At 43.2% G+C, this 25,351-nt stretch carries 23 protein-coding genes; 12 read left to right on the top strand and 11 right to left on the bottom strand.

Going from position 1 to position 25,351, the window contains the following annotated elements; all coding sequences use genetic code 11:
• Positions 1-91: 91 nt before the first annotated feature.
• Positions 92-1,183: an alanine dehydrogenase gene (gene ald, locus F6J99_RS10690; RefSeq protein ID WP_293112912.1), complete on the bottom strand. Its 1,092-nt coding sequence runs from the start codon at positions 1,181-1,183 to the stop codon at positions 92-94.
• Between the two features lie 103 nt (positions 1,184-1,286).
• Here ald and F6J99_RS10695 point away from each other — a divergent pair, with 103 nt between their 5' ends.
• The 6 genes from F6J99_RS10695 to F6J99_RS10720 all read left to right on the top strand — a co-directional run bounded on the left by F6J99_RS10695 (position 1,287) and on the right by F6J99_RS10720 (position 5,835).
• Positions 1,287-1,457 carry a hypothetical protein gene (locus F6J99_RS10695; protein WP_293112913.1) on the top strand — a complete coding sequence of 57 codons (171 nt, stop codon included), beginning with the start codon at positions 1,287-1,289 and terminating at the stop codon, positions 1,455-1,457.
• Between the two features lie 287 nt (positions 1,458-1,744).
• Positions 1,745-2,053: a hypothetical protein gene (locus F6J99_RS10700; protein WP_293112947.1), complete on the top strand. Its 309-nt coding sequence runs from the start codon at positions 1,745-1,747 to the stop codon at positions 2,051-2,053.
• Between the two features lie 74 nt (positions 2,054-2,127).
• Positions 2,128-2,613 carry a heavy metal-responsive transcriptional regulator gene (locus tag F6J99_RS10705; protein WP_293112914.1) on the top strand — a complete coding sequence of 162 codons (486 nt, stop codon included), beginning with the start codon at positions 2,128-2,130 and terminating at the stop codon, positions 2,611-2,613.
• Positions 2,610-3,689: a WD40 repeat domain-containing protein gene (locus tag F6J99_RS10710; protein WP_293112915.1), complete on the top strand. Its 1,080-nt coding sequence runs from the start codon at positions 2,610-2,612 to the stop codon at positions 3,687-3,689. Before F6J99_RS10705 ends, F6J99_RS10710 begins: the two co-directional genes overlap by 4 nt.
• 193 nt (positions 3,690-3,882) lie before the next feature.
• On the top strand, positions 3,883-5,145 hold the full coding sequence (gene iscB, locus F6J99_RS10715; protein ID WP_070392646.1) for an RNA-guided endonuclease IscB: 1,263 nt from the start codon (positions 3,883-3,885) through the stop codon (positions 5,143-5,145).
• 267 nt (positions 5,146-5,412) lie between these two features.
• Positions 5,413-5,835, top strand: coding sequence for a ribonuclease HI family protein (locus tag F6J99_RS10720; protein ID WP_293112916.1), 423 nt, complete (start codon positions 5,413-5,415; stop codon positions 5,833-5,835).
• 25 nt (positions 5,836-5,860) lie between these two features.
• On the opposite strand, the gene F6J99_RS10725 is transcribed toward F6J99_RS10720, so the two are convergent.
• The gene (locus tag F6J99_RS10725) at positions 5,861-6,043 is read right to left on the bottom strand and encodes a hypothetical protein (protein ID WP_293112917.1); all 183 of its coding nucleotides are present in this window, start codon (positions 6,041-6,043) and stop codon (positions 5,861-5,863) included.
• Positions 6,044-6,174: 131 nt separating this feature from the next.
• On the opposite strand from F6J99_RS10725, the gene F6J99_RS10730 reads away from it, so the two are divergent.
• Positions 6,175-6,363, top strand: coding sequence for a hypothetical protein (locus F6J99_RS10730; protein ID WP_293112918.1), 189 nt, complete (start codon positions 6,175-6,177; stop codon positions 6,361-6,363).
• On the opposite strand, the gene F6J99_RS10735 is transcribed toward F6J99_RS10730, so the two are convergent.
• Both F6J99_RS10735 and F6J99_RS10740 read right to left on the bottom strand, forming a co-directional pair.
• Complete coding sequence (locus tag F6J99_RS10735) at positions 6,349-6,612, bottom strand: hypothetical protein (RefSeq protein ID WP_293112919.1); 264 nt, start codon at positions 6,610-6,612, stop codon at positions 6,349-6,351. The genes F6J99_RS10730 and F6J99_RS10735 overlap by 15 nt on opposite strands.
• A 131-nt stretch (positions 6,613-6,743) precedes the next feature.
• Complete coding sequence (locus F6J99_RS10740; RefSeq protein ID WP_293112920.1) at positions 6,744-6,896, bottom strand: hypothetical protein; 153 nt, start codon at positions 6,894-6,896, stop codon at positions 6,744-6,746.
• Between the two features lie 315 nt (positions 6,897-7,211).
• On the opposite strand from F6J99_RS10740, the gene F6J99_RS10745 reads away from it, so the two are divergent.
• Positions 7,212-8,723 (top strand): DUF1800 domain-containing protein, encoded by a 1,512-nt coding sequence (locus tag F6J99_RS10745; protein WP_293112921.1) that lies wholly within the window; start codon positions 7,212-7,214, stop codon positions 8,721-8,723.
• Positions 8,724-8,727: 4 nt separating this feature from the next.
• On the opposite strand, the gene F6J99_RS10750 is transcribed toward F6J99_RS10745, so the two are convergent.
• A complete protein-coding gene (locus F6J99_RS10750; RefSeq protein WP_293112922.1) occupies positions 8,728-8,865 on the bottom strand; it encodes a hypothetical protein in 138 nt (45 codons plus the stop codon).
• A 349-nt stretch (positions 8,866-9,214) separates the two neighbouring features.
• On the opposite strand from F6J99_RS10750, the gene F6J99_RS10755 reads away from it, so the two are divergent.
• Positions 9,215-10,444, top strand: coding sequence for a DUF1501 domain-containing protein (locus tag F6J99_RS10755; RefSeq protein WP_293112923.1), 1,230 nt, complete (start codon positions 9,215-9,217; stop codon positions 10,442-10,444).
• Positions 10,445-10,574: 130 nt separating this feature from the next.
• On the opposite strand, the gene F6J99_RS10760 is transcribed toward F6J99_RS10755, so the two are convergent.
• A complete protein-coding gene (locus F6J99_RS10760; RefSeq protein ID WP_293112924.1) occupies positions 10,575-15,368 on the bottom strand; it encodes a hypothetical protein in 4,794 nt (1,597 codons plus the stop codon).
• A gap of 296 nt (positions 15,369-15,664) precedes the next feature.
• Entirely contained in the window at positions 15,665-16,963 is a 1,299-nt protein-coding gene (locus F6J99_RS10765; RefSeq protein WP_293112925.1) for an AAA family ATPase, read from the bottom strand.
• Between the two features lie 416 nt (positions 16,964-17,379).
• On the opposite strand from F6J99_RS10765, the gene F6J99_RS10770 reads away from it, so the two are divergent.
• On the top strand, positions 17,380-18,405 hold the full coding sequence (locus tag F6J99_RS10770; protein ID WP_293112926.1) for a hypothetical protein: 1,026 nt from the start codon (positions 17,380-17,382) through the stop codon (positions 18,403-18,405).
• On the opposite strand, the gene F6J99_RS10775 is transcribed toward F6J99_RS10770, so the two are convergent.
• Positions 18,376-18,501: a hypothetical protein gene (locus F6J99_RS10775; protein ID WP_293112927.1), complete on the bottom strand. Its 126-nt coding sequence runs from the start codon at positions 18,499-18,501 to the stop codon at positions 18,376-18,378. The two genes, F6J99_RS10770 and F6J99_RS10775, sit on opposite strands and share 30 nt — an antisense overlap.
• Before the next feature lie 76 nt (positions 18,502-18,577).
• Between F6J99_RS10775 and F6J99_RS10780 the strand changes: the two genes are divergently transcribed.
• Positions 18,578-18,805 carry a hypothetical protein gene (locus F6J99_RS10780; protein ID WP_293112928.1) on the top strand — a complete coding sequence of 76 codons (228 nt, stop codon included), beginning with the start codon at positions 18,578-18,580 and terminating at the stop codon, positions 18,803-18,805.
• A 64-nt stretch (positions 18,806-18,869) separates the two neighbouring features.
• Here F6J99_RS10780 and F6J99_RS10785 read toward each other — a convergent pair whose 3' ends face one another.
• Both F6J99_RS10785 and F6J99_RS10790 read right to left on the bottom strand, forming a co-directional pair.
• The gene (locus tag F6J99_RS10785; RefSeq protein WP_293112929.1) at positions 18,870-19,508 is read right to left on the bottom strand and encodes a restriction endonuclease subunit R; all 639 of its coding nucleotides are present in this window, start codon (positions 19,506-19,508) and stop codon (positions 18,870-18,872) included.
• Positions 19,509-19,643: 135 nt separating this feature from the next.
• Complete coding sequence (locus tag F6J99_RS10790; protein ID WP_293112930.1) at positions 19,644-21,218, bottom strand: Gldg family protein; 1,575 nt, start codon at positions 21,216-21,218, stop codon at positions 19,644-19,646.
• A gap of 947 nt (positions 21,219-22,165) precedes the next feature.
• Here F6J99_RS10790 and F6J99_RS10795 point away from each other — a divergent pair.
• Complete coding sequence (locus F6J99_RS10795; protein WP_293112931.1) at positions 22,166-24,082, top strand: serine/threonine-protein kinase; 1,917 nt, start codon at positions 22,166-22,168, stop codon at positions 24,080-24,082.
• Here F6J99_RS10795 and F6J99_RS10800 read toward each other — a convergent pair.
• Positions 24,075-24,995 carry a pyridoxamine 5'-phosphate oxidase family protein gene (locus tag F6J99_RS10800; RefSeq protein ID WP_293112932.1) on the bottom strand — a complete coding sequence of 307 codons (921 nt, stop codon included), beginning with the start codon at positions 24,993-24,995 and terminating at the stop codon, positions 24,075-24,077. The genes F6J99_RS10795 and F6J99_RS10800 overlap by 8 nt on opposite strands.
• Between the last annotated feature and the right edge of the window lie 356 nt (positions 24,996-25,351).

The raw sequence follows: 25,351 nt of genomic DNA on the forward strand, positions 1-25,351 counted from the left end.
TCCTATTCCCTGTTCCCTAAAACCCAATTTGTAGGTTACCTAATTGAAAATTGCTATAGCAATCATTTAGGATTGCTATAGAAAAAAAACCTTAGCCATCAGCTAAATCGGGAAACACTTCTCGGACTGCTGGATGAACCAACTGGTGATTCTGGACATTAACGCCCTTGGCTAAAGCGGGATTATTTTCCAGAGCGCTCAACCCCTGATTGGCCAGACTTAGTACGTAGGGGAAAGTACTATTGTTGAGAGCCACAGTTGATGTGCAGGGAACAGCTCCAGGCATATTAGGCACCCCATAGTGAACCACACCCTCCTCGATATAAATGGGATTGGTATGGGATGTGGGTCGTAATGTTTCAATACAGCCGCCCTGATCCACAGCAACATCTACAATCACCGAGCCAGTAAGCATTTGTTTGACCAGAGAGCCGGGCACTAAAATGGGAGCGCGACGACCAGGGACTAACACTGCCCCAATCAGGAGGTCAGCATCAGTAACAGCCGCTTCAATTTCTGCTGAATTGCTGTAGAGGAGTTCCACTCTTGAGCCAAAGATGCTTTCTAAATGAATCAAGCGTTGAACATTAATATCAAAAATCTGTACTCTCGCTCCCATCCCCACAGCTATTTTCGCCGCTTCTGTACCGACAACTCCGCCACCAAGAATTACCACCTTACCTGGTCTGACTCCGGGAATACCCCCCAACAGCACCCCTCTTCCTCCCTGCTGACGCTCCAGAAATCTGGCTCCAAATTGCACAGAAAGACGACCAGCAATGATGCTCATGGGGGTTAGCAGCGGTAAGCTGTGGTCTGGGAGTTCTACGGTTTCATATGCGATCGCATTCACCCCCGATTGCAGCAACTGCTCGGTTAAAGCACGGTCAGCAGCTAAGTGTAGATAAGTAAACAACAGCTGTCCTTTTTGAAGCAAGGGATACTCTGGCGCTAGGGGTTCTTTGACTTTGACTACCAGTTCCCGATTCCAAGCCTCAGCCGCGTCTAAGACAATTTTGGCTCCCTGACGCTGATAGTCCTCATCGGTAAAGCCAGCACCAGTGCCAGCATTAGTTTCAACGAAAACTGTATGACCCGCTTCTTGTAAAACCCTGACACTACTGGGGGTTAATCCCACACGAAATTCCTGATCTTTCGTTTCTTTGGGAACACCGATTTCCATGCTTTTACCTCTTTGGCTTACTGGTGCTGTATCTATATGTGATCTAAATGTTAAAATTGATGAAGTTAAGTAACTCCACTATAGCTTGGCAACTTTTATAACCATGACGCAACCCCAACCCTCTAAAGTCCCTCAAGTCCAGTCACCTAAGTTTGGGTTTAATGATTACGCAGAACGCTTGAATGGTAGAGCTGCCATGATTGGTTTTATTTTGACTTTGGCAATTGAATACTTTACTGGTCAAGACTTATTAACCTGGTTAGGCTTACTGTAAAACTACTCCCAGAGTCGGTCAGTGGGACAGTCGGTCAGTAGGAGAGTCGCTTAAGCTACTGACCTGCTCCTGTAAGCGCTTTTAAGAATAAGCGTTCCCATGGTTGGTAAGATTGGCAAAATTAATCTTGAAATTCCCGGTTGCTCTGGGGATATCGAAGAATTATATATATCAGATATATCTCAGTAACAGTGAAGTCTCCCAACTAAGTGAGTGCTCTAGTTGGGCAGTTGTGGCCTATTCTGTTAAAAAAGAAGTAAGTGAAATAGAGTAAGTAGTAAGCCGTGATAAATGCTTTATGGCATCGAGTCTTGAAGTCAGCTTACCGTAAAGAGCCAATCTCAGGCTTCATCGTGATTATCGGAGCGGTGGATGCTGTGATTGGTGGTATCGGCGGACGCTGGTCATTATTCAGTTTTGGACTGATGATGGTAGCAATAGCAGTAGTAGTCCGTTGGTGGCAAAGCCAAAGTCAGCAAACTGAACTGGCTGAGCAACCTGTGGAACGGTATCTTCCCCCCAGTTCTTCCCGTCCACCATTACCGATGTTGAGTGCTGTCAAGCGTCAACAACCTCGACGTCAACCACCTCGATAGGTTCAGGCTGTTTTAAGATAAAACTGTTCATCCCTAAGGGAATAGGGGAAACAGAGGGGAGAGCATATTTATCAGTGGTCCGTTACCAATTACCAATTACCAATGATCTTGTCACCAATTCATCAGAGGACTGGCTCAAAATTGGTCAGGTAGCTAGTCATAGCGGGTTGCCCGTTAAGACCATTCGCTATTACGAAGAAATTGGTCTGCTTACGCCAGTCACAACCCGCTCCCCTTCTGGCTATCGCCTGTTTACGAGCCAGGTGCTGAATCGACTGGCTTTTATAAAACGTGCCCAATCCCTAGGACTTAGCCTTAGTGAGATTCAAGACATCCTCAAAATCCATGACTTTGGTGAGTTACCTTGTGGAGCAGTTAAGCAGCATCTACTGCTCAAGATTGAGGCAATCACCGAACAAATAGAAGCATTGGAACTACTCAAGTCCGAGTTGTTGGGTATAATTTCCGCTTGGCAAGAACATCCCCCTGACGCGGTGAAAAGTAAGACGATTTGCCCTAACCTTGCCCAAAAGGCCACGCTACGCGAACAAGCAGAATGAAAAACACACCGTTGGCGATATTGGGAACTGTGGTCGGGCTCATGGCAGTGGTCACCAGTACCACCTACGCTAGGGAATCAAGACTGGGGCTAATGGTTGCAGCTATACCGGAAATGGCTTCATCCCAGGCTCAATCTTGGAGAACTCCTCAATTAGTGCGTACCATTGAAGCCCATTCAACCGCTGTGGATGCTCTGTCATTTAGTCCTAGTGGGCGAGTGCTACTCAGTGGGGGGAGCAGGAGTGATGCCCATCTAAAATTATGGTGGCTGAAAAACGGTCGTGAAATTGATAGCCTGCGAGTACACCAAACCTCAGTGACTGACATGGCTTTTAGTGCTGATGGAACAATTCTGGCTAGTGTCGGGGAGGATGGTGGGGTCAACTTGTGGCAATGGAATCAGCAAGACTACACAGGAGACTATACCCGTAGTTTTCTAGGCCATAGAAGCAATTTGCTTTCCCTAGCTATGACCTCAGATAGTAAGGTCTTAGTGACTGGGGGATTGGATGGTATTCGGGTGTGGGACCTCAGAAACCAACGTCCCCTTTACACTCTGGCAAATTTTGATCATCCAACCTATTCCCTAGCGCTTCATCCCAAGGCCGAAACCCTAGTCAGTGGACTCAAGGATGGTAGGATTAAAATCTGGAATCTGAACACAGGACAACCCCTTTACATTATTCGAGCTCATCAAGGTATCACTAGTGCTCTAGCCTTTACCCCTAATGGTAGAACCCTAGTCAGCAGTGGTTATGACGGTAAGATTAGGGTCTGGGATACGCAGACTTGGCAGCTTAAGTATACCTTGACTAAACATACTGGAAAGATTCGTGCGATCGCAATTAATCCAGTTAATGGCACAATTCTCGCTAGTGCTAGTCGTGATGGGGTGCGGTTGTGGAATTTGAACACTGGTAAGGAGATTGCTTGGTTGACTGGACATCAAGATTGGGTACAATCCGTTGCCTTTAGTCGGGATGGACGTTTTCTGGCTACTGGGGGATTTGATCGTACAATTAAAATTTGGCAGGCGAATACAACACCTAGCTTAAGCCTTGGCAATTCCCGGTAATTCCTGGGTTTGCCGACTAGGTTGCAGACTAAGGATTTATTTTCTACGTTGTTATGGTCATGACACCCAGGGGTGACCTCCAGCTCCTGGCTCTGTCGTTAATCATTAAGGTAAAGGCAAATGTGTGATTAGCAAAACACAAGCCATTCCAACATTGTCAAGGAAAACATTACCAATTTTGAGGCATTTAACGATGCAAAATTACGTATTTGTTGTTGACACAAACAAGCAGCCATTAAACCCTGTCACACCAAAGAAAGCTCGCCGGTTATTAGACAAAGGTAAAGCCGCTGTTTTTAGGATGTACCCGTTCACAATCATCTTGAAAACTTCTGTCTTAAATCCAACCATATCGCCATGTCAAATAAAGATCGACCCTGGCAGTAAAGTAACTGGATTTGCCTTAGTCCAAAATAATCAGGTTATCTGGGGAATGGAACTAGAACACAGGGGAGGATTGATCAAGAAAAAATTAGAGTCTAGAAGAGCCGTAAGGCACCGAAGACGTAATCGTCACACCCGTTACAGAAAGCCACGGTTTCTTAATCGCAAACGTTCAGAGGGTTGGCTCCCACCTAGCCTAGAACACAGGATTTTGACTATTGAAACCTGGGTAAAGCGATTAATCAAGTTTTGCCCGGTCAATGAAATTTGGGTTGAAAGAGTTAAGTTTGATACTCAAAAAATGCAAAACCCTGAAATCAACGGCGTTGAGTACCAACAAGGTGAGCTAGCTGGGTACGAAGTCAGGGAGTACTTACTTGAAAAATGGGGAAGAGAATGCACCTATTGCGGTAAGCAGTCCGTCCCGTTGCAGATAGAACACATTCACCCAAAGTCCAAAGGGGGAAGCGAACGGGTAAGTAATCTTTGTTTGGCTTGTGAAAAATGTAATCAGCGCAAAGGGAATAAGCCTATCGAAGAATTCCTAAAACAGAAGCCAAGCCTACTGCAAAAAATCAAATCTAAGGCCAAGCAGCCATTGAGAGATGCGGCAGCAGTAAATGCAACTCGGAACAAATTAGTGAAAGTGCTTCAAAATATCAAGCCCATAATTACTGGAACGGGAGCACAAACCAAGTACAACCGGACTAAGCTGGGTTTTCCTAAAGAACATTGGATCGATGCCGCCTGTGTCGGGGATATTGAGACCTTGATCTTGAGAACATCTCAGCCACTGTTAGTTACTTGCAAGGGACAGGGAGGTAGGCAAAAAGCAGCACTCAATAAGTACGGCTACCCTATCAGACACAACCCATTAAAACCAATCAAAGGTTGGTGTAGTGGAGATATAGCCAAAAACATTATGACTGGAGAGTTCGGGAGAGTCAACCCCAGGAGTAAAAGTAATTCCTTCAATTACACAGTCCCAGGGAAAAAAGCAATAAGCTTACACGTCAAGAACTTGATCAGGGTTCATAAGAAAGATGGATACATTTACGGTTTTTGCTCGTAAATACCAGGAACTGCCTGGGAAAAGTCGTCCTATTATTTGCAGAGGTAGCATTTACTCAATCAAAATAATACCAATTAAAGTAGGGTGGGCAAAGGTAAGCGATCAGCTATCAGCTATCAGCTATCAGCTATCAGCTAAAGGCTGACCACTGACCGCTGACCGCTGACCACTGACCACTGACCACTGACCGCTGACCGCTGACCGCTGACCGCTGACCGCTGACGGCTAAATGCTTACAACCAAACTCCCTACAAGCTCAAGAATATCATGACAGATAAATCGAATAATCTTGCTATTATTCATTTCGATGGTGTCAGCAAAAAACGCACTAATCAATCCGCATGTGCTGCTATAATTCAGTACCAAGGTGAAGTTTATCCAGTCTCTCAATACTTAGGATTTACTACTCAGAACCAAACTGAATATATGGGACTAATCCTTGGACTACAGAAGACTCTAAAGCTTGGCGCAAAACAAGCCAAAATCTATGGGGATTGCGAACTAGTAATTAACCAGCTCCATGGGGATTATATGGTTAAAAACAACAATTTAGTTAGCTTTCACAGCCGAGCCAAAACCCTTCTTGATAAACTGGATTTCTACGAATTAATCTGGATTAACAAAACCCAAAACCTTGAAGCTGACCAGTTAGCAAATGACTGTATTGATTTGGAAAAGTCCCAGAAGTAAAGAATGCGTGGGCTTTGCAGTAATATCAATAGGAAAGGGAATAGGGAACAGGGAATAGGGAATAGGGACTAGGGACTAGGGAGTAGGCAAGAGGCAAAAGGTAAAAGGCAAGAGGCAAAAGGCAAAAGGCAAAAGGCAAAAGGCAAAAGGCAAAAGGCAAGAGGCAAGAGGAATCCCCCCGGGAGCAGTTCTTGCAATGCTTAAACATTAGTACTACGTACCATTAGAGCAAGCTTAAACCCATGAGGGGGCTATAGATAATGTACAAATATTCATCCAGGACTAGCTCCCCTTCAGACCTATTACCTATTACCCATTACCGTCTTGATGCAGTCGCTCATGGGGGAAACCCCCAAGACCGCGCTGCATCGCTATTACCTATTACCTATTACCTTAGTACAAATGTTCTGCATAAGTGACATGCTCCCAATCCCCCCTCTCCCCATACTCTTGCCTCTTGCCTCTTGCTTTTCCCTAAGGGTAATCATTTACAAATCAAAGGGAAATGGAATATCAGTTCTCTTTTGATGCCTGCTCCTCTTGCAACAGTTGCTCTTTGGAATCTCCCCAGTAGGCTGCGTAAGTCCAAACTTCGTGCTTATCATTTTCTTTGCTTTCTACTGACCATCGATAAATAGCTGATTTCGGCTCAACCCCAATTTCGATAAGCTTGGCACCCATATAGTACTCCATCTGGTTTTTGGTCATATACTTGACCCCAGTAGGCTCATTCTTTTTTACGGTTCGGGACATGAAAGCCTTAGTATGTTTTGCCATTTTGTTTCTGTTTTAGATTGGAATATATAGAATTGCTGATGTCTTGCATGGGTTCGTGACTAAGTATCTAGAAACACTTAGACACAATTCTTAATATTCTAATGCTTGAAGGGAGAACACAGTTAGCTAAACTACCCCACTTCCGGTATTTTCGGGCTGAGCAACGGCTGAGCATCTAGTGATGGGTAGCGAATGATCATTGCCAGACTTTGCTGCTGCTGCACCATGCGAACGCGCCCCGCGTGACCATTCGCGTAGCGTGGCCGTTCGCGTAGCGTGGCCAAAAGGCCAAAAGGCCAAGGTCAATCACAAATGCGTTCGCGTAGCGTGACCAAAGGTCAATCGCATTAGTATGAAAAAAAGGATGAAGGTCAGCAGTTGCATCTAGACCAGTCTACCAAAGGCACTGCCAACGGAAATTGTGGCTGATCATCCACTGGCCAGATCCCTCAGTGTTGAGGAACTAATCAAGCCCAATTATCATCACGAGTGAGGTGCACAGGATTTTTTTCTACTCCCCCCTCCTCGTGCGGTAAAACCACTATTACTAAAACTCTTCCGCCTACTCCCTACTCCCTACTCCCTACTCCCTAAAACCAATGTATCTGGGAAAATTGAACCTTAAGCCGGTCTACTGGCTCTTAGGGCTAATCTTGGCAGTCATCCTCCTCTGGGCACTACCCAAGCCCTGGCACGCAGCCAGTTTATCCACTGACCCGAAAGTATTGCATGTCCTCAATCGCGTTAGTTTTGGCCCTCGCCCTGGGGACATCGAACGGGTGAAATCTATGGGAGTTGATGCCTATATTAAGTCCCAGCTTTCCCCAGAATCTATTCCGGAACCGCCACAACTGAGGAAACAACTCAATAATTTAGAAACCCTTGAACTGAATCCAGTGGAGCTATGGAAAGGGTATGGACCACCACAAGGTAAAAAGAAACGGCAGCTGAGTCAGCAAGAACGGAAGCAGGCTCAAAAGCGGACGCAAATACCTAGGCAGCAGGGATTAGAAGCCCGTTTAATCAGAGCGATCGCTAGTCCTCAACAGCTTCAAGAAGTAATGGTAGACTTCTGGTTCAACCACTTCAATGTTTTTGATAGCAAGGGGTTGAATCGGATCTGGGTTAGTTCCTTTGAACAAGATGCCATTAGACCCCATGCCCTTGGTCGTTTTCGGGATTTGTTAGGTGCTACAGCTCACCATCCCGCCATGCTCTTCTATTTAGACAACCACCAAAACACTGCACCAGGAAGTCCAGGAGCTCGTGGTCGATACAAAGGGCTGAATGAAAACTATGCTCGGGAACTAATGGAACTCCACACCCTAGGAGTAGATGGTGGCTACACCCAAGAGGATGTAATTACTTTAGCGCGGATCTTGACTGGCTGGACTACTGACCGTGAGGGTAAGCACGGTGACAGTAGGGGATTTTATTTCCACCCTAAGCGCCATGATTACAGTGATAAGGTTTTCCTGGGTAGACCGATTCCAGGTAGCGGCAGCCTAGAGGGAGAGCAAGCCCTAGATCTGCTGGCTCGTCATCCCTCCACCGCCCATTACATTAGCTACAAATTAGCCCAGTACTTTGTAGCTGATCAGCCACCAGCAAAGCTAGTAGACACTCTAGCCCAACGCTTTTTGAAGACCGATGGGGATATTCGTAAGGTTCTCAAAACCCTATTTCAAAGCCCTGAATTTTGGGACACTCAGTATTACAACAGTAAATTTAAATCCCCCTATCACTACATCATCTCAGCAGTGCGAGCTACAGGCAGTAAAAAGCCCAAATGGAAAACCCTATCTGGTATTATCCGTCAGCTAGGAATGCCCATCTACGGCTGCCCAACTCCCAATGGTTACAAAAACACTGAGAAGGCTTGGCTCAGTCCAGATGGGATGATTCGCCGGGTCAGCTTTGCCACCGCATTAGCCAATGGTAATTTCGAGCAGCGTCAACCTAAACAAAAGCGTAAACCTGTGGATGCTGTCCAACTCAGGAAAACCCTAGCCAATCACTTTTCTGACCAAACCAAAGAAGTCATCGACACTAGTCCAGCTAAGCTACAGGCCGCCTTGATTTTAGGCAGTCCAGAAATGATGTATCGATAATACATTAGGGAGTAGGGAGTAGGGAGTAGGGAGTAGGGAGTAGGCAAAAGGCAAAAGGCAAAAGGCAAAAGGCAAAAGGCAAAAGGCAAAAGGCAAAAGGCAAAAGAAACAATATAGCGGTTTTTAGTCTAATCAGGTACAAAAAAAATTTACCTCGTTAAATGCTCACTGATCACTACTCCCTAAAAATTGTACCTTACTAGCTACAAAAACGCTATACACCTCATAAGTCTGAGAAACGCTATCCTTTTTGAAGGATGACTGATAAATTATGACTGATAAATTATGATTTGTTAGTTGTAAATTGCCATTTAAAAAATTTAATTTTAAATCAATTGTTAATTCAAAATTGGCGATTGTTATAAAATAAATTTATAGCGGTTTTCATAGCTATGATAACCACAGTATTTTTATCCTATTACCTGCTCCCTGCTCCCTGCTCCCTGTTCCCTGTTCCCTGTTCCCTGTTCCCTATGCTATAAACACAACAAATGAAAAGACGGAAATTATTACAACAAGCTAGCCTTCTAACTGCTGGGGGACTTATCTCTATGGGCAGTTGGGTAGCCAGAGGATTAGCAAATACAGCAACTACTAATCACCGTAAGCGACTGATTGTTATTTTCCTGCGGGGTGGGATAGATGGACTGAATGTAGTTGTGCCATACCAAGACGCTGATTACTACCAAGCGCGACCGAGAATTGCGATTCCTCGCACCGGGGAAAAAGGGGGAGTCTTGGATTTAGATGGTTACTTTGGCTTACATCCAGCTCTAGCTGATCTGATGCCTCTTTGGAAACAGAAAAGTTTAGCCTTTGTTCACGCCAGTGGTTCACCAGACTCTACTCGCTCCCATTTCGATGCTCAGGATTACATGGAAAGTGGCACCCCAGGCATTAAGAGTACAGATGATGGCTGGATGAATCGACTATTAGGGACAATTCCCAAAGAAATACCAACTCAAGCCGTGAATATGGGCACAACAACCCCACGGATTCTATCCGGTCAGATGCCAGTGGCTAATTTACCGATGGGGAGAAATTATAATCACAAGCTGCCTGTAGACCGTCCCCAAATTGATGCTGCTTTTGATCAACTCTATCGTGGTAATGATGCGATTAATCGGGCTTATCAGGAAGGAAGTGACGCACGGAAGATACTGCTGGCTGAGCTAAAGGAAGAAATGATGGCAGCTAACCGGGGAGCACCACCTTCCTATAAATTTGTTGGTGATAGCCGCAAATTAGCCAAGCTGATGGTGGGGGATGCTAAGACCCAACTGGCATTTTTGGCCTTAGGTGGCTGGGATACCCATGTTAACCAGGGCGGTAGTCAAGGACAGCTGGCTCGAAAACTTAAGCCTATTGGACAAGGGTTGGCTACTCTAGTCAAAGCGTTAGAACCGATTTATGCCAATACTGTGATTGTGGTGATGTCAGAATTTGGTCGTACCCTGGCAGAGAATGGTAACAAGGGTACTGACCATGGACACGGGAATGTGATCTGGCTCTTGGGTGGAGGAGTTCGCGGTGGTAAGGTCTATGGAGAGTGGCCCGGTTTGGCGGAATCCCAGTTGTATGAAAAACGGGACTTAGCCGTAACTACGGATTTTCGTGACGTGCTGATGCCTGTGCTCAGGGAACATATGGAGATTGGAAACTCCAATTTAGCCCAAATCTTTCCTGGTTTTAGGTCTAATCAGAATCTGGGGCTTTTGTAGGGAAACAGAAGTGTCGGGAGAGGGGAGTGCGATCGCGTTTGGCCGTAGTGCGATCGCGTTTTAGTTGATGCCTTCACAAAGAGTGCGATCGCGTTTTAGTTGATGCCTTCACAAAGAGTGCGATCGCGTTTTAGTTGATGCCTTCACAAAGAGTGCGATCGCGTTGACTTACATTGGGATTATTCTTCAGATAATCCCCAGCCCAATCGCAACCACGTCCCAGTAGCTCATCTAGACTACTTAGAGCCAGATCGATATTCCACAAGATTACAGTGTTATCCTGACTAGCCGTAGCAAGAGTCTTGCCATCAGGGCTGAAGCTAACACTATTGATGGCAGCACCACTACTCTGGAGGGTTTGGAGTAGTTTACCGTATCTATCTCTAGACCAGAGTTTAACTGTTCCGTCACTACTACCACTGGCAAGTATGGTGATACTGTTGGGTTTGAAACTGACGCTATTGACTGCACCACTATGTCCCTTGAGAGTTGCCAGTTCTTGACCTTGCAAATTCCAGAGTTTAATAGTTCCATCCAAACTTGCGGTAGCAAGGGTCTGACCGTCAGAGCTAAAGCTGAGGCTAATCACCGCAGCATTATGTCCCTTGAGAGTTTTAAGTAGTTCACCTCTTAAATGCCAGAGTTTTACGGTTCCATCCTTACTAGCAGTAGCGAGGATTTTGCCATTAGGGCTGAACTTGACACTGTAAACATCATCTTCATGCCCCTGGAGAGTGAGCATTTCTTCTGCCGTCTCTAAATTCCAGAGTTTTACGGTTCCATCTTTACTAGCAGCAGCAATAATTTGTCCATCAGAGCTAAAACTAAAACTATTAAACCACTCCTTACCACTTCGCAAGCTTACTATTAGTTGACCCGTTACCAAATCCCAGAGCCGAACATTTCCATCCAAACCAGCACTGGCAAGTGATTTCCGATTAGGGCTGAAACTAAGACTTGTGACTGCACCTTGATGTCCTACCAAGGTCATGAGTAGTCTACCGTCTCGTCTCCAAAGCTTAACAGTTCCATCGAAGCTAGCAGTGGCAATTGTGCGACCATCGGGACTAAAGCTGACGCTATCAACCGCAGCCTTATGCCCAAATAGGGTTCGGGTTTTGAGATCATACTCCTCAACGCTCCAGAGTCTGACGGTCAAGTCTCTGCTGGCGGTGGCTAAAATTTTGCCATCGGGACTAAAGCTCATAATTGCAATCCCTCTCTTATGACCCCGCAAGATTTGGAGTTCCTGACCGTCCCGACTCCATATTTCAACAGTTCCGTCTAAACTGCCAGTGGCAATTGTCTGACCATCAAGACTGAAGCTAACGCTGTTGATTGTGGCACCAGAACTCTGGAAAGTAAGAATTTCCTTTCCTTGAAGATTCCAAAGTCTAACAGCTCCATCCAGACTAGCAGTGGCAAGGGTCTGACCATCAGGGCTAAAACTGATACTTGTAACATCAGCTTTATGCCCCTTAAAGGTTTGCCCAATTCGGTTGCCTTGTTTGTCCCACAATCTTACTATTCCGTTGCTACTACCACTGGCAATCACCTTACCGTCAGGACTGAAACTGAGACTCGTAATACTAGCGTTCTGTATTGCAAAGGGTTGCCCAATTCGGTTGCCTTGTTTGTCCCACAATCTTACTATTCCGCCGCGACTACCGCTGACAATCACCTGACCGTCCCGGCTGAAACCGATACTTGTAACCTCAGTTTCATGCCCCTGGAGGGTGTGTCGTAATTGACCGTCTATACTCCAGAGTTTGACGGTGCCATCAGCACTGCCAGTGGCAAGGATTTCACCATCAGGACTAACACTGACGCTATTGACTGTATCTGTATGCCCTGGGAGAACGGTTAGTATTTCATCATCTCCCCTCCAAAGTTTGACCGTACTATCAGCAATGCTAGTGGCAAGGATTTCACCATCAGGACTGAAAGTGATGCTATTAACCCAACTGTCATAACCTTCCAAACGATTGCGCTCTCTGACTCCATAAAGGGCTTGCTGTAATGCAGCTAAAGTCTGAGTGCGGGTATTGGTTCCTACTGCGATTGCTGACTTAAGTTGTGTTCCTGCCTTTAAAGCTAATATGAGTGGATCAAGTGACTCCCTATGTCTGTTAAATAGGGCTTCTGAGGATTGAGCAAGAGCAAGAGTCTTTAGTATTTTAACTTGTCTCGCAAATAGTAGTCCGGTCAATAGTATTAATACTACCATAATAATCATTTTTTTGACAACTGATGCTCTAAATCGGCTTTTTAAAAACGCCTCTTCTAGTCTTAATTTACTTCGTTCCGCATCTTTTCTTGCTAGTCTCTCCTGTTCCAATTCAGTGATTATTAAAGCTCCTGTCGATTGACGAATAATAGGAACAAGATAGTCGTGTACTAATTGATAGTGCGCAGTCGAAAATTCTGGCAAAAGTAAAACCAATCCTGAGTTTACGAAGATCTCTAATATTAAATCTAGGTTTTCTGTCTCTCCTACTCCTAGATCCAATAAACCCGATCCTAACTCTGCCCTAGACTTGAGTGGTCGAGTGTTATTTTTATCTGTTAGGAGGTATAAAACTAGTCTGGCGTCACGTTCATTCCAATAACCACAGTCTTTAACAACTCCAGCTAAAAATCGCTCCAATAGCTTCTGTTTAGAACCGATTTTTTCATACTCAACCAGTTTATAAATTTTATCTTCTTGCAATTGTAATCCCACAATCTGTAACTCAATGGGACGAACTTCACCCAGCTCTACCGCTAAATCATTAACAAGTTTATTAATCAAAGCAGTTTCTAAATAAAACTGAGGTTTATTTGTTAGTTTTTTTATAAAGTTAACACTATCTTTTCTAGAAAAATTTTCTAAATAATAAAGAATATCTTGGCTTAATATGTAATTGATAGTATCTATTTTGTGTGAACGTTGAAATTTTAATAGATAGTGTAGATAGTCTTCCCTTAATGACAGAATAACTTGAGTATAAGGAATAGAGTCAATTGCTGTTTTTAAAAATTCCAATAAAAGATTACGCTCGACTAGATCTGGGACAGCAAAAAATAATTCTTCAAACTGATCAAAAATTAAAACTGTTAGTAAGTTTCGGTCACCATTTTCTTGCAACAGTTGCAAGATGCTAGTTAATGAATCTGCTTCAACAGAAAGACTAAGCCCTCTTGCTTTTAGTGCATTAACCAATAACTCGCCCAACTGCCTAACCCAGTCAGTATAGACTCGTATGGCAATTGGCAGCACATCTCGCTGACCAATGGCTCGTTGCTTGAGAATTGGAACTAATCCTGCATAGATTAAGGAACTTTTACCAACTCCAGATGATCCATGAATAACAGTTAATTTACAACTAGTATTGCCAATTCTTTCCACCAAATTATTGATATTTTGTTGTCTGCCAGAAGCAATGATTTCGTCTGCAACCATTTCAGGCTGCTCAAGGGCTGGAACTTTATAATTGGCTCTCCTTCGTTTTGGCTGTAATCTCCCTGTACCGATAAAAGCTCGCAAGCCAAACTGTTGCTCAATGGATATTCGTTCTTGTTTAACTCTAAAAGCAGCTAGATAGTCACCTTTTTCAAGGTATAATTCTCGCCAGCTTGCCAAAATCCTAATATAAAGCTCTGGAGCATAATGGGCTTGAGTTTCTGCTTTAGCTCTTTCGAGATACTTGATACTCTCTTGATACTTACCAAGACCTTTTTCTGCTCTTGCCAATAATAATAAATACCAAGCTTTATCAACAGATGGCATTCCATCTAATTTTGCGTTGTGCTTGGATGAGGTTGCTGTTGATTCAGCCGACAAACTAGTTTTCAGGATGGAGAGTGCTTGGTCTGCTAATGCCTTAGCTTCAGTCCAAGCTAATTTATCTAAAGCGACCTCGGCCAGAAAACCATAATCTTTAGCTAACTCAATTGACTTACCATTGGCACTATGGAGTCTTATAGACCTTTGGGCTAGATTTTCCAAGTCTTCCCATCGTTGTAAGCGTTGCAATACTCTGGCAAATTGAGTAATAAATCGGTTAGCTAAATCCTGATCAGATATCTGAGCTAAACTATCAACACATTGCTCAAATAAATTTTGTACTTTAGTTTTTCCATAAGGACATAAACCGATATTAAATAAAACCATCCCTTGCCAATACCAGCGGGTTATGCTTTGCCATAGCTCTAAGCTTTTATTAAAGTAAAGTAAGGATTCTTCTACTTGTTTTTTAGCATAGTAATTGCGACCTAAAATGAAGTAAAAACTAGCTTCTAACTCTGGTTCAATTTCCTGGTTATGATGGTGTAAATCTTCCCAAGCTGACTCAAATTCTGATAGATCATCTATCCCCCGATTCAGCTCATACAAAAATTTGTCAGGATCAGAGTCTGGAAAGGTAGCCAAGATATCCTTAGCTTTTTGAGAGAGACTATAGATTAACTCATAGGATAAGGAATCAGGAGGGGTTTGAAACTCCCTAGTTGTGCCCCAACTCTCCAAATCAGGAGCAACCCGAACCAATTTGGTTTGAACGTCATCATTAATCCACAGCACTAGGGGGAAATGGAAATTTTTCCGAAACTCTTCCCGCACTTGGTTAGTGGCAGCCAGCAAGCTATCAATATCATCAACAGCCTCTAAACCAAAGACCATCACAGCCCCTGGTTGCTGATCTCCTAAATCCTGCCGAATCTTGCTATAAAGTTTGCTATCAGACTTTTTCAGCACAACCTCACGGATTTGAACAGGACAGGTTTCTCGGAGCCCCTCAGTCATTTGCTGCTGTACATAGGTATAGTTACAGTGTGCAAAAATCAGTGAAAATTGCCCCTGAGAAGCGTCAATTGCCCAAGCCAATCTTTGCAACGCACGCTCGTTGTAGGCAGCAACCTCTTTGGTTTTATCGGAGGCACTCATATATAGCAAAGGGAACAGCGGATCACCGGAACAGGTGCGTAGGGTGCGTTAGGGGCGGGCTTGCTATCATGTTCAACCTCAAGACCCTGGTTGAGACAGCCCGCCCCGTAACGCACCACCCAAGGGCGAGCCCTTATTTTTCGCTTCGTAGCCAGCGTTGGGATAGTCCGTCCGAAAATTGTAACAGGCAAGATGCCCGTTCCACCCACCGGGTCAAACAGCAAAAATGAGATGCACCGGATTAGTTTGCCCACCGGACTTTAATTGGTATTTTTTTTACAGCCAAGTTCCTAACATCAAACTAGTTCCTTAGCTTCTGCCAAAATCGGATTAACATCAAACCAAGGTTCATCTTGATCATAATACTCATAAACAAAGCGACTGCGGATTAATATTTCGTATCCGTCCTCTCCAGTCACTTTCTTCTCCTTAGCTACTTTACCCAGTAAGTGCCACTCATCATCAGTGATCGCTAACACAAGTTTATGATGCTGAGCCTTAATCATACGTTCTAGAACATGGAGGGAAAGGGGTAGTTTTCCTTCCTCCATAATCCATTCATTGAGAAACCGGAGTAAATTCCGCACATGACCGCCACTAGCAAAACATAAACGGTCTAAGGTTTCAGGACTGTCAAAAATTGCTGTAATTTTAGTCAGACGCTGGTTGGGCTCTAAATCTGGAAAAGCTCTTGCTAGCACCATCTGTCGCAGCAGTGCCATTCCTTCTTCATGTTTGCTACCGTCCCGTAACTGTACAGGAACCATTGGCAGGACTTTGGGGTCGCTCATAAAGCGTTCAGTCACCATCCCAAAGTCATTGGAAAACCGCAGTGACAATGGAATAGTGTAAACCACGTGACAGTGCAGTCCCCGCAACTGTGACCCTCGATCCGCAAACAAATATTCTGGCTGAAGACGACCAAAGGGCTTTTGTATAGAATCTACCCGGTCAAGGTTATCGACAATAACTACTAGTCCCTTTTTCCCGGTCTGTTTCAATTTCTTGATACCAGGCTCCAGCACCTCCTGATTAATGGCCTCAATAATTCCATTGGTTCGAGGCTCCAGATATCCCCTCAACTTATCCCGCTGCTTAGGGCTAGCTTTGGCTTGACTGGTAATGGTGGCAATGCCTACAGAAAATTCTACATCCGATAGTTCCATCGGTGTTTTTAAGATATCTTTGACTTCACCGAATAACCTCTGAAAGTACCCTGGTTGAAGGCTAATGCCAGCGCCTTCGAGACTTTCACTGACTCGACGGGCGATCGCCAGTAAAATATCGCTAATATCAACATCGCTCATTTCCAAGTCTTGATCGGACTCGAAGTAAACCACATGAAATCCTGACCGTTCTAAATCCAGCTTTAACCTGAGCAACTCCGTAGACTTGCCGCAGCCAATATGCCCAGTAAACAGTTCACAAGTAGGCTGATTAGGTGAAAAGATAGCAATTTTTTTTCTAAGTTTTTCAATAATCTGACCACCGCGTACTGAAGAGAAATCAATGTAATACTTGCGATCCTCCTCATTGTCCACCGCTAAGGTTTTACTGGGGTTGGTAGCTCGGTAAAACGTTTGTAAATCGGTCATTTTTATATTGGTAGAGTTTTTTACCTATTCTGTACCAAGCTGCGGTTGGAACATAGAACGGTTCATCCGAGCTGGCTTTATGCACCCACTCTATTTTAGATCATTTTCGGTTGAACACTTATAAATAGTAGGTGATAGGGAATAGGGAACAGGGAACAGGGAACAGGGAAGAGTAGGAAAGAAATCCGATGAGTTTTTGGGATGATGCTAAATAAGTATTAATTTTAAGGGTCAGTTTTTAAAAACTGAATACAGTTTTTTTGAGTAAAAAAATAACTAATTATCAGCTATAATAATTATGAGTTACAGATAATTTTCTCCTACTCCCTACTCCCTACTCCCTACTCCCTACTCCCTATTCCCTATTCCCTACTCCCTACTCCCTACTCCCTTTCCTATAGTCTTTAGAGTGCTCCATGACCAGAAACGTCCATGACCAATTTGCCAAACAATGTCTTAAAGAACTCCTCGACCCCCTGGGGAAAGTAGAAACCAGCTGGAAAGTGCCTGGGGAAGTTCAAGAAATTGATGTTTACTTTTTGCCATCTCAGCCACTAACCACCAATGGACAAAGCCTGGGATTACTCGGAAAACTGGCCACAACTCCTGCCATATTTGAACCGTTCCGCAACCCAGTCAGTAAATTTGAAGTGCTCACTTGTATCGGTAAACTGATTCAGGTTCATGGTCAAGTTTTCCGTCAGGCTAAGCGAACTAATGCCCAAGTTAGGGTGATAGAACTGCCTCGTTTATGGATTCTCTCCCCAACCGCTTCCGAAGAGTTTTTAGAAAGCTTCAATTTCCAAGCAGATCTAGTTAATTATCCCAGGGGGATGTACTTTCTGGGGAAATCCTTGTATACGGCCATTGTGGCGATTCACCAACTACCAGTGACCCCGGAAACCTTATGGTTGAGAATTCTTGGTAGAGGTAGAGTGCAACAGCAAGCGATTGAAGAATTGAAATCCCTACCGAACGGGAGTCAGCACAAAGACAATATCCTAGAATTAGTATATGACATGCTGGCAATATTAGACGCACGTATCAAACAAAATCAAGACCTTGAAGAAGATGACCGGGAGTTAATCATGCAATTATCTCAGATATATCAACAACGACTGGAATTGGCTACCGAGCTTGGCAGACAAGAGGGAATAGTGCAAGGTAAACAAGAAGGAATAGTGCAAGGCAAACAAGAAGGAATAGTGCAAGGCAAACAAGAGGGACTAGTCGAGGGCAAACAAGAAGGACTAGTCCAAGGTAGGCAAAACGAACGCCGTAGTATGGTCACTTACTTATTGCGTAGCCGTTTTGGTGAACTAGACCAGGAACTGCTCGACATTATTGAGCCATTGATGGCACTCTCTCCAGAAGAATTTATCCCCCTACTCTTACAATTGTCTCGACTAGAATTATTGACTCGATTTGGAGAGCAAACATAGTCGCGCTTGGGTCTTGGCAAGAGGCAAGAGGCAAGAGGCAAGAGGCAAGAGGCAAGAAAATAGATAGGAATTTTGGCTAATGGCAAGAACGGTCATGCTTGTCTTGAGTCAGCGCGGCACTGCATCGCTTTTTCTAATTCATTCGGAAATGCTATTTTAATTTTAAAACGTCATGTCAAAAAAGTATTGCAGCGTAGTTTATGCTTGGAAGGGAAGAGGCTGGACTCAAGAAATTAAATGGCTTCGTATAGAAGGTGAAGAACGTCCTGAATGGAAGGACCAACTGTGGGTAAATTTCTTAACCCACATGGCTCAAGAGAAATGGGAACTTGTTTCAACAGCACCCCTAGGAGGTGGTGAAGGTTCAGTTTATGGAATTGTTGCCTACTTTCGGCAGTAAAATTGGGTTGAACAGACTAAAAAATCCCAGTTTAACTAAAAACTATAGCCGTTTAAGTTGAGAGTTAATCTAGAAGCGCTATAGCTTTAATAACTTGTAGTAATTTAATCGATGACTCCGATTCCATCAGGTTTAATACTGGCATCAACTGATAAATCGGAGGATTGCCAGATTGGATATAAATAAACTGATAAATGTATCCGTTAGTCGATAGTCCCCAAACTGAGTCTTGATGGTCTAAACTCTTATAGGCATAGGTCAGTAATTGAGGTAACCCAACGGATACATCAGCACTACTGTTTTTAGTTTCTATAACTAAGACCCAAAACGATACTTTATCTACTGTATGTTGAGCTTTGTTAATTGCTAGAATATCTAGTCTGCCAGTAATTTTGGTATCCTGGTCTTGAATATCAATATCAGCAATCCCTTCTTCCAAGGAAATCTTTATTGGAGAGCGATAGAAGCCAGCTAATCGCAGTAAGGGAAAAACAGTTAGGGCTTTTACCAGTCCTTCAGATACTTTACCGGCGATTAAGTAATTATCAAAATCAGTCCGAATTTGTTCCAATTCCCGTTGCTCAAATTCAGTGATAGTGTCTAGGGATAACCGGGAAGTTAATGAACTATTGTATTGCCGTTGAAAGCCAAAGGTATGATGCACATCTTCTAGAGATAGGTGACTAGCTTGTAGAATTATCATAGGTTTATAGGATTATGATAGGTTTATAGGGATCCGTGTAGGAATTCTGAAAATTCTTGATCCCATATTCCCTACTCCCTACTCCCTACTCCCTACTCCCTACTCCCTTTCCTATAGTTATATCAGTTATCAATACTAACGGCGTTGCCACCATACCAACCCAGCTGTGGTAAACCCGACTAAGGGCATAAGTAACAGGGCAGTCCAACCCAGTAACTCAGCCTGGATTGCTGTTAGGTTAATCCGTCGATTGTTTTGTTCTTTAGGGCGGATAGATAGGACTTGATCATCTTGCTTGCTTAACCAGCTAATGGTGTTGAGAAAAACATCACCATTTAATTGCTGATCAAACCAACCATTGGTAGCAAAATTAGAGTTACCATAGACTACCAAACGAGCTGACGAGGTCTTTTTGTTACCATCCTCTTGAGGAGTAGCTTGATCAATCCCTTCGGCTTGGCGGCTTAATGCTACACCTAGGATTAACGGACCAGGGCGATCGCGTTCTGGATTCAATTCCAGTGGCTGCTGTTTAGGATTGCTCTCAGCCCAAGTTCTGTCATTGGTAATCAGCAGAGGAGTCTCCTGGATACCATCTACTGGGGTAATTAAGAGCGATCGCGCCCAGGGATAAAAGGAAAATCCGTCGGCAAATTCCGTGGTAATGGGATGATTCCCGTAGCTGGTCACCATGGGAGTTGCTGCACCAAGCACTAAGGAACGTTCTGGAGCAGACGGGTCAATCACTAACCTACTGTCTAGCTTAATTCCCCAGTCTTTGAGAAAGCTATCCAATTTAGGATTAGTATCAGGGTCGAGCATCAATAGTAAGCTACCACCCTTGGATAGATAGTTACGTAACCCTTTGACTTCTTTTTCTAATAATGGTCGCATCGGACCTGCACTAACTACGATTGATGCATCGGCTGGAACCTCTGAGCGTTCAGCTAGGTTAAGGGGTTGAACCGTAAAATTTTTATCCTCTAGAACACGTACTGCCTCAGATAATCCCCCTTCTACTTCTGCTAAGGATTTTTCTCCGTGACCTTGCAGGAAGTAAACCCTAAGCGAAATTTCCCGAGTCAGGGTTTCGATACCACTAGTAAGACTAGCTTCTGACAGAGGTTGGGTATCATTAACAGCTTGCAATAATTGTTGCTTGTCTTTATATTGTAGATAAACCTCTCCGATAGACTGAACACCAAGTTTCTGAGCTAGTGCTGGTTTTAGCTGAGGGTCAACAAACTGAAATTCAAAGTTTGACCCATACCGACGAAAGTTCTCTAACAACTCTCGGTCATCTGGATTAGGTTGTGGGTTAAAGATCCAAACCTTAAGGGGCTGTCGTAAATTTTGCACCACTTGCTGGGACTGGGGTGACAGAGTATATAACTGATTTTCTGTTAAATCGATGCGTTGGGTATAGCGCACCCCTATAAAGTTAATCAGCCCCAAAATCACTAACATAGCTACCGTAGAAATAATAGCATTGGTTCCGACTTGGGTAGAACGGCTTTGCCAAAATTTCGGGGCCAACCGGGCTAAAAATACTAGCCCCACAAGACTAATGACAATACCAGCAATCAGTAATCCTAATGCGTCTGGAGACCATTTTTCAGTCATAATCCTGACAGTGATTCCCGCCATGGTCAGTAGTGGCCCGAGCCAGAAAAGGTAAAGGAGATACTTCTTGGTTTTGCTTGTCTTCATCTCAAACCTCACGGGAGCTGCAACTATCATTACTGATTGTAAGCATTCAGCTTAACCTGCTAGGTATTACGCATTAGGCTTAGGCGTTAGGCTAATGGGGGTTTGACAGGGTAATCCTGGGTTCCCGTAGCGGCTCTTTGAGAGCATCCCTTTGAGAGCATCCCATCGAACTTCACCGGCTAATCCTGGGTTCCCGTAGCGGCTCTTTAAGAGCATCCCATGGAAATTAAGACGGTAGTAATGTGATCGCGTAGCGGCTCTTTGAGAGCATCCGATGGAACTTCAGAGGGTAATCATAGAACATCTATAGAGTGGAAAAATAAAATAACTAATTTTCATCAGTCATAATTATTTAGCTATCAAATAATTATTTAGTTATCAGGTATCAGGTATCAGCACTCAGTACTCAGCACTCAGTATAGCACTACGCATTAAGCTTAGGACATTCCTAAACTCTGAAACTTAGTCATAGCTTACTTCTGACTTCTGACTTCTAACTTCTGACTTGCGCGTAGCGCTATATCGGGAGCCCTGTAGGAATTGTGATAATTTTTGATGCCATATTCCCTACTCTCTGTTCCCTATTCCCTATTCCCTTTGCTATAGTCATTCCACACATCCAGCCACACTATTAGTTGGGTGAATAAATTGGTGAATAAATTGGTGGATAAGTTTACACTATTTTTATCCATAAAAAGATTATCCTTCATAGTTTTTTTGTAAACTTTGTATAAAGGATTTGGTTGAATATAAAGTTTGTATAAACTTCCTGGGTGCCACAAGTGCTCCACAATACTTACCAGCTCTAGCTTTCAGGTCACTATCAACCAAAACTCTACATAGACTTGGGGTTTCAATTACTTAAAACTCAATCCGTTATTCTTTTGTTGAAGTTGGAGTAATATAAAGCGTATACATTTTGTAACTGATGCACAAACCTACATTCGATGAGTGAATTTCCTGATTTTTATAACTATGGCTACCAAGTCAAAAAACAATTAGGTCACAACTATCACAGTGGTCGAGTAACTTATCAAGCCATCCATCTTAAAACTAAGCAAAAAGTTGTAATCAAGCTGTTTCAATTTGCTCAATATAACAGTAGCTGGCATGGTTACCAATCCATTGAAAGTGAGATTAAGGTACTAAAACAGTTACACCATCCTAGGATTCCTCGCTATCTTGACTCCTTTGCTCCTGAGGGTGGTGTTTGTTTGGTACAGGAGTACAAAAACGCTCAACCTTTGTCTGCATACCCAAGCTTTACACCAGAGCAAATCCAGCAAATTGCCGTTCAAATGCTCGAACTTTTGGATTATATCCAGCATTTTTATAATCCGATAATTCACCGAGACATTAAACCAGAAAATGTTTTGTTAGATTACAAAATGCGGGTTTACTTAATTGATTTTGGTTTAGCAAAACTTGCCTATGGTTCAATTAATGGAAGTACTACGATGGCTGGCACAGCTGGATTTATGCCACCAGAACAATTATATAATCACACCCTCAATAAAGCATCAGATATTTATAGTTTAGGAGTGACACTTGTTTGTTTGGTTACCGGAATTAAAACGGCAGAAATTAGTAATTTAATTGATTTAAGCAATCATCGTATAAAATTCAAGCATTTAGCTTCAGGTTATAGCAAAGAATTTCTTAACTACCTAGACAAAATGGTAGAACCGGACCCTAAAAAGCGTCTTGCCAATCTAGAACGTATTTTTAAATCGGTTCCATCACCAGAGCCAATTCAAAGAAAACTACTAGCAGAGTTTAGCAATAAACTCAAAGTAAATAACCTGAATAAACGACTAAAGTATGCTATAGTTACTGTAATCAGTTTAGGATTAGGTGTTACCTATGGATTAAACCAAGTTGAGCAACTATTAGTAAGTAAAATCCAACAGCACTTGAGCGATGGAGACTATGAAAAATGTATTAACTTAGCTCAAGATGTTCCCTATTTTTTGAGCATCAATGAAAAATCGATATGCCTCTTAAATGACTGTTCTGTCGCACAACTAAATAAAGCAACTAAACTAGTAGACAATCCCCAACTTATCTATAAAGCAATTACTGAAGCTAAAAAAATACCGACTGAGAGTAATAGTTACCAAGAAGCAAAAACGTTAATTACTCAATGGAAAGAATGGCAAAGTGATCAAAATTTAATTCAAAAAGCTCAACAAGACCTAAAGAAACATAAATGGCAACAAGCCAAAGCAATGGCAGCACAGGTTAACGCTGAACGTTTCCAGCAGCAAGCAATCCAAATTATTAATGCTGCTGAAACCAAACTAAAAGCTGCTGAATTAGAAAGACTAGGTGCTGAATTAGAAATACAAGGAGAAAACCTGATCCTCAAGGCAAATCACTATGCTAATCAGCGACAGTATAGTCAAGCAATATCCATCGCCAAACGGATTCATAACGCTACGCCATCTTATCAAGAAGCACAACGATTAATTGCTGAATGGAAAAGCCAAATTCCTCAAGTTTTTAGAAATTATTGGTCATCCCCACAAGTTAATGGCGCTCGCTTCGTCGTCGATAAAATAGAAAAGTGGAAAAATGGCCAATTAAAAATTTATTTTAAAGCTTATAATTACACTAATAAAGATAGCCGATTTTCCGATTTTATCGCCGTTGATAATTTAGGAAATAATTATAGAGGTTATTCAGGTTCTAGTTGGGATGGAACAGTGATGCCTTCTAGGATACCAACTAAAGGTTCTATCACCTTAAAACAACCACTAGATCCTAATGCCTCAGTGATTACACTTAGTTTTCGACGTGTTTATACTTATAATCCACTAATTAGACTAATCACTCTCAAAACAAAAGGAATAAGAGTTAAGTAGTAAGACTCTCCTTCTTAACAGCAGGATTAGCGGGAGAATACTCTCCAAAGCGCCAGCGTATAGGGCTAGCATTAGTTGTCTCTAAGACCTGCTCAATATGAAACTCCACTAACCGTTGCGCTCCTGGAACGGTTGTGAATCGTGACTGATCCCAAATCACCTCGGCTGTTCCGGTCAGTTGTAAGGTATTGCCTCGCTCAAAATCGATGAACAGCAGACCAGCATGGGGATTCACTGTCAGGTTACCTAGGGTTTGAAACATATTATTGCCAGCATAATCAGGAAACACTAGCTGATTATCACTGATCACCTGGATAAATCCTGGATATCCACCCCGATGAGAGGCATCTGCCCCAGTTTCTGGATTGAAACTGGCAATGAAAAAGGTATCAGATTGGGTAATCCAGTCTTGCTCGGTTGTGGTCAAAGCCTCAAAGCTGCGAATTTCAGGCTCCCTTGACTCAGGGGTATCAGTCTCTAGATGACGCAGCTGGATGTATTTGGGACAGTTGAAAAATACCTCAGTGGTCTGCATCACAATCTGCCCTTTGCCTTCTACTCTAGCCAAGCCATTCATCCGCAAGCGTTTACGGGTAGTCAGGTCAATCACCAGAAGTCCCAGTACTCCATTTTGCACCAAGTTTTCGTACAAGGGATCCCCATCGATAGGGATACAGTTAATCTCGACAGTTTTATTATCGAAAACTCGGACAAAACCAGGTTGACCAGTCAGCAATGATGCCCAAACTAAGCCATTGGTATCCACACTACTAGCGATCGCTAATTGTTGAGTTGTCAGGAGCATCTGAGCAGCAGGTTTGATCACGGGAGTAATCATCGAGCTGAGTTTCTCAGCTTCTTCGGTTACCCCAGCCCGAGTTTGAACAGCAATCTCTCCAGTGTGAAAGCTCATAATCTACTCCTTTGGGGATAGTGACACAGAAAACAGCAGTTTTCTTATACACAGAATTTCTGTATATGTCTGTATCTAATCTGTCTGTCTCTAAACTAGAAAACTGTCCAGATTTGGGCTAAAGAAGACTATCACCCAGCACCGGACAGGATACAACCAGTCAGGGGTGTTAGGTCAATAGCTACATATCCCTGAACTTTCTCTAATCTCAGACTACTGGGAAGACAAGAGCAAAATGTCTCAGTTTTTGTCTCAGTTTTTTCTGGTGTTGTTTAACTGACAATGACTCACCTCAGTTCGATGTCAGAAATTGCTTTAAGAAATTGCCAGGTTTTGAGGAAAGCATTCAGCTATCA

Origin of the sequence: Moorena sp. SIO4G3 (assembly GCF_010692305.1) — a bacterium.
GTDB classification, from domain to species: Bacteria; Cyanobacteriota; Cyanobacteriia; order Cyanobacteriales; family Coleofasciculaceae; genus Moorena; species Moorena producens_A.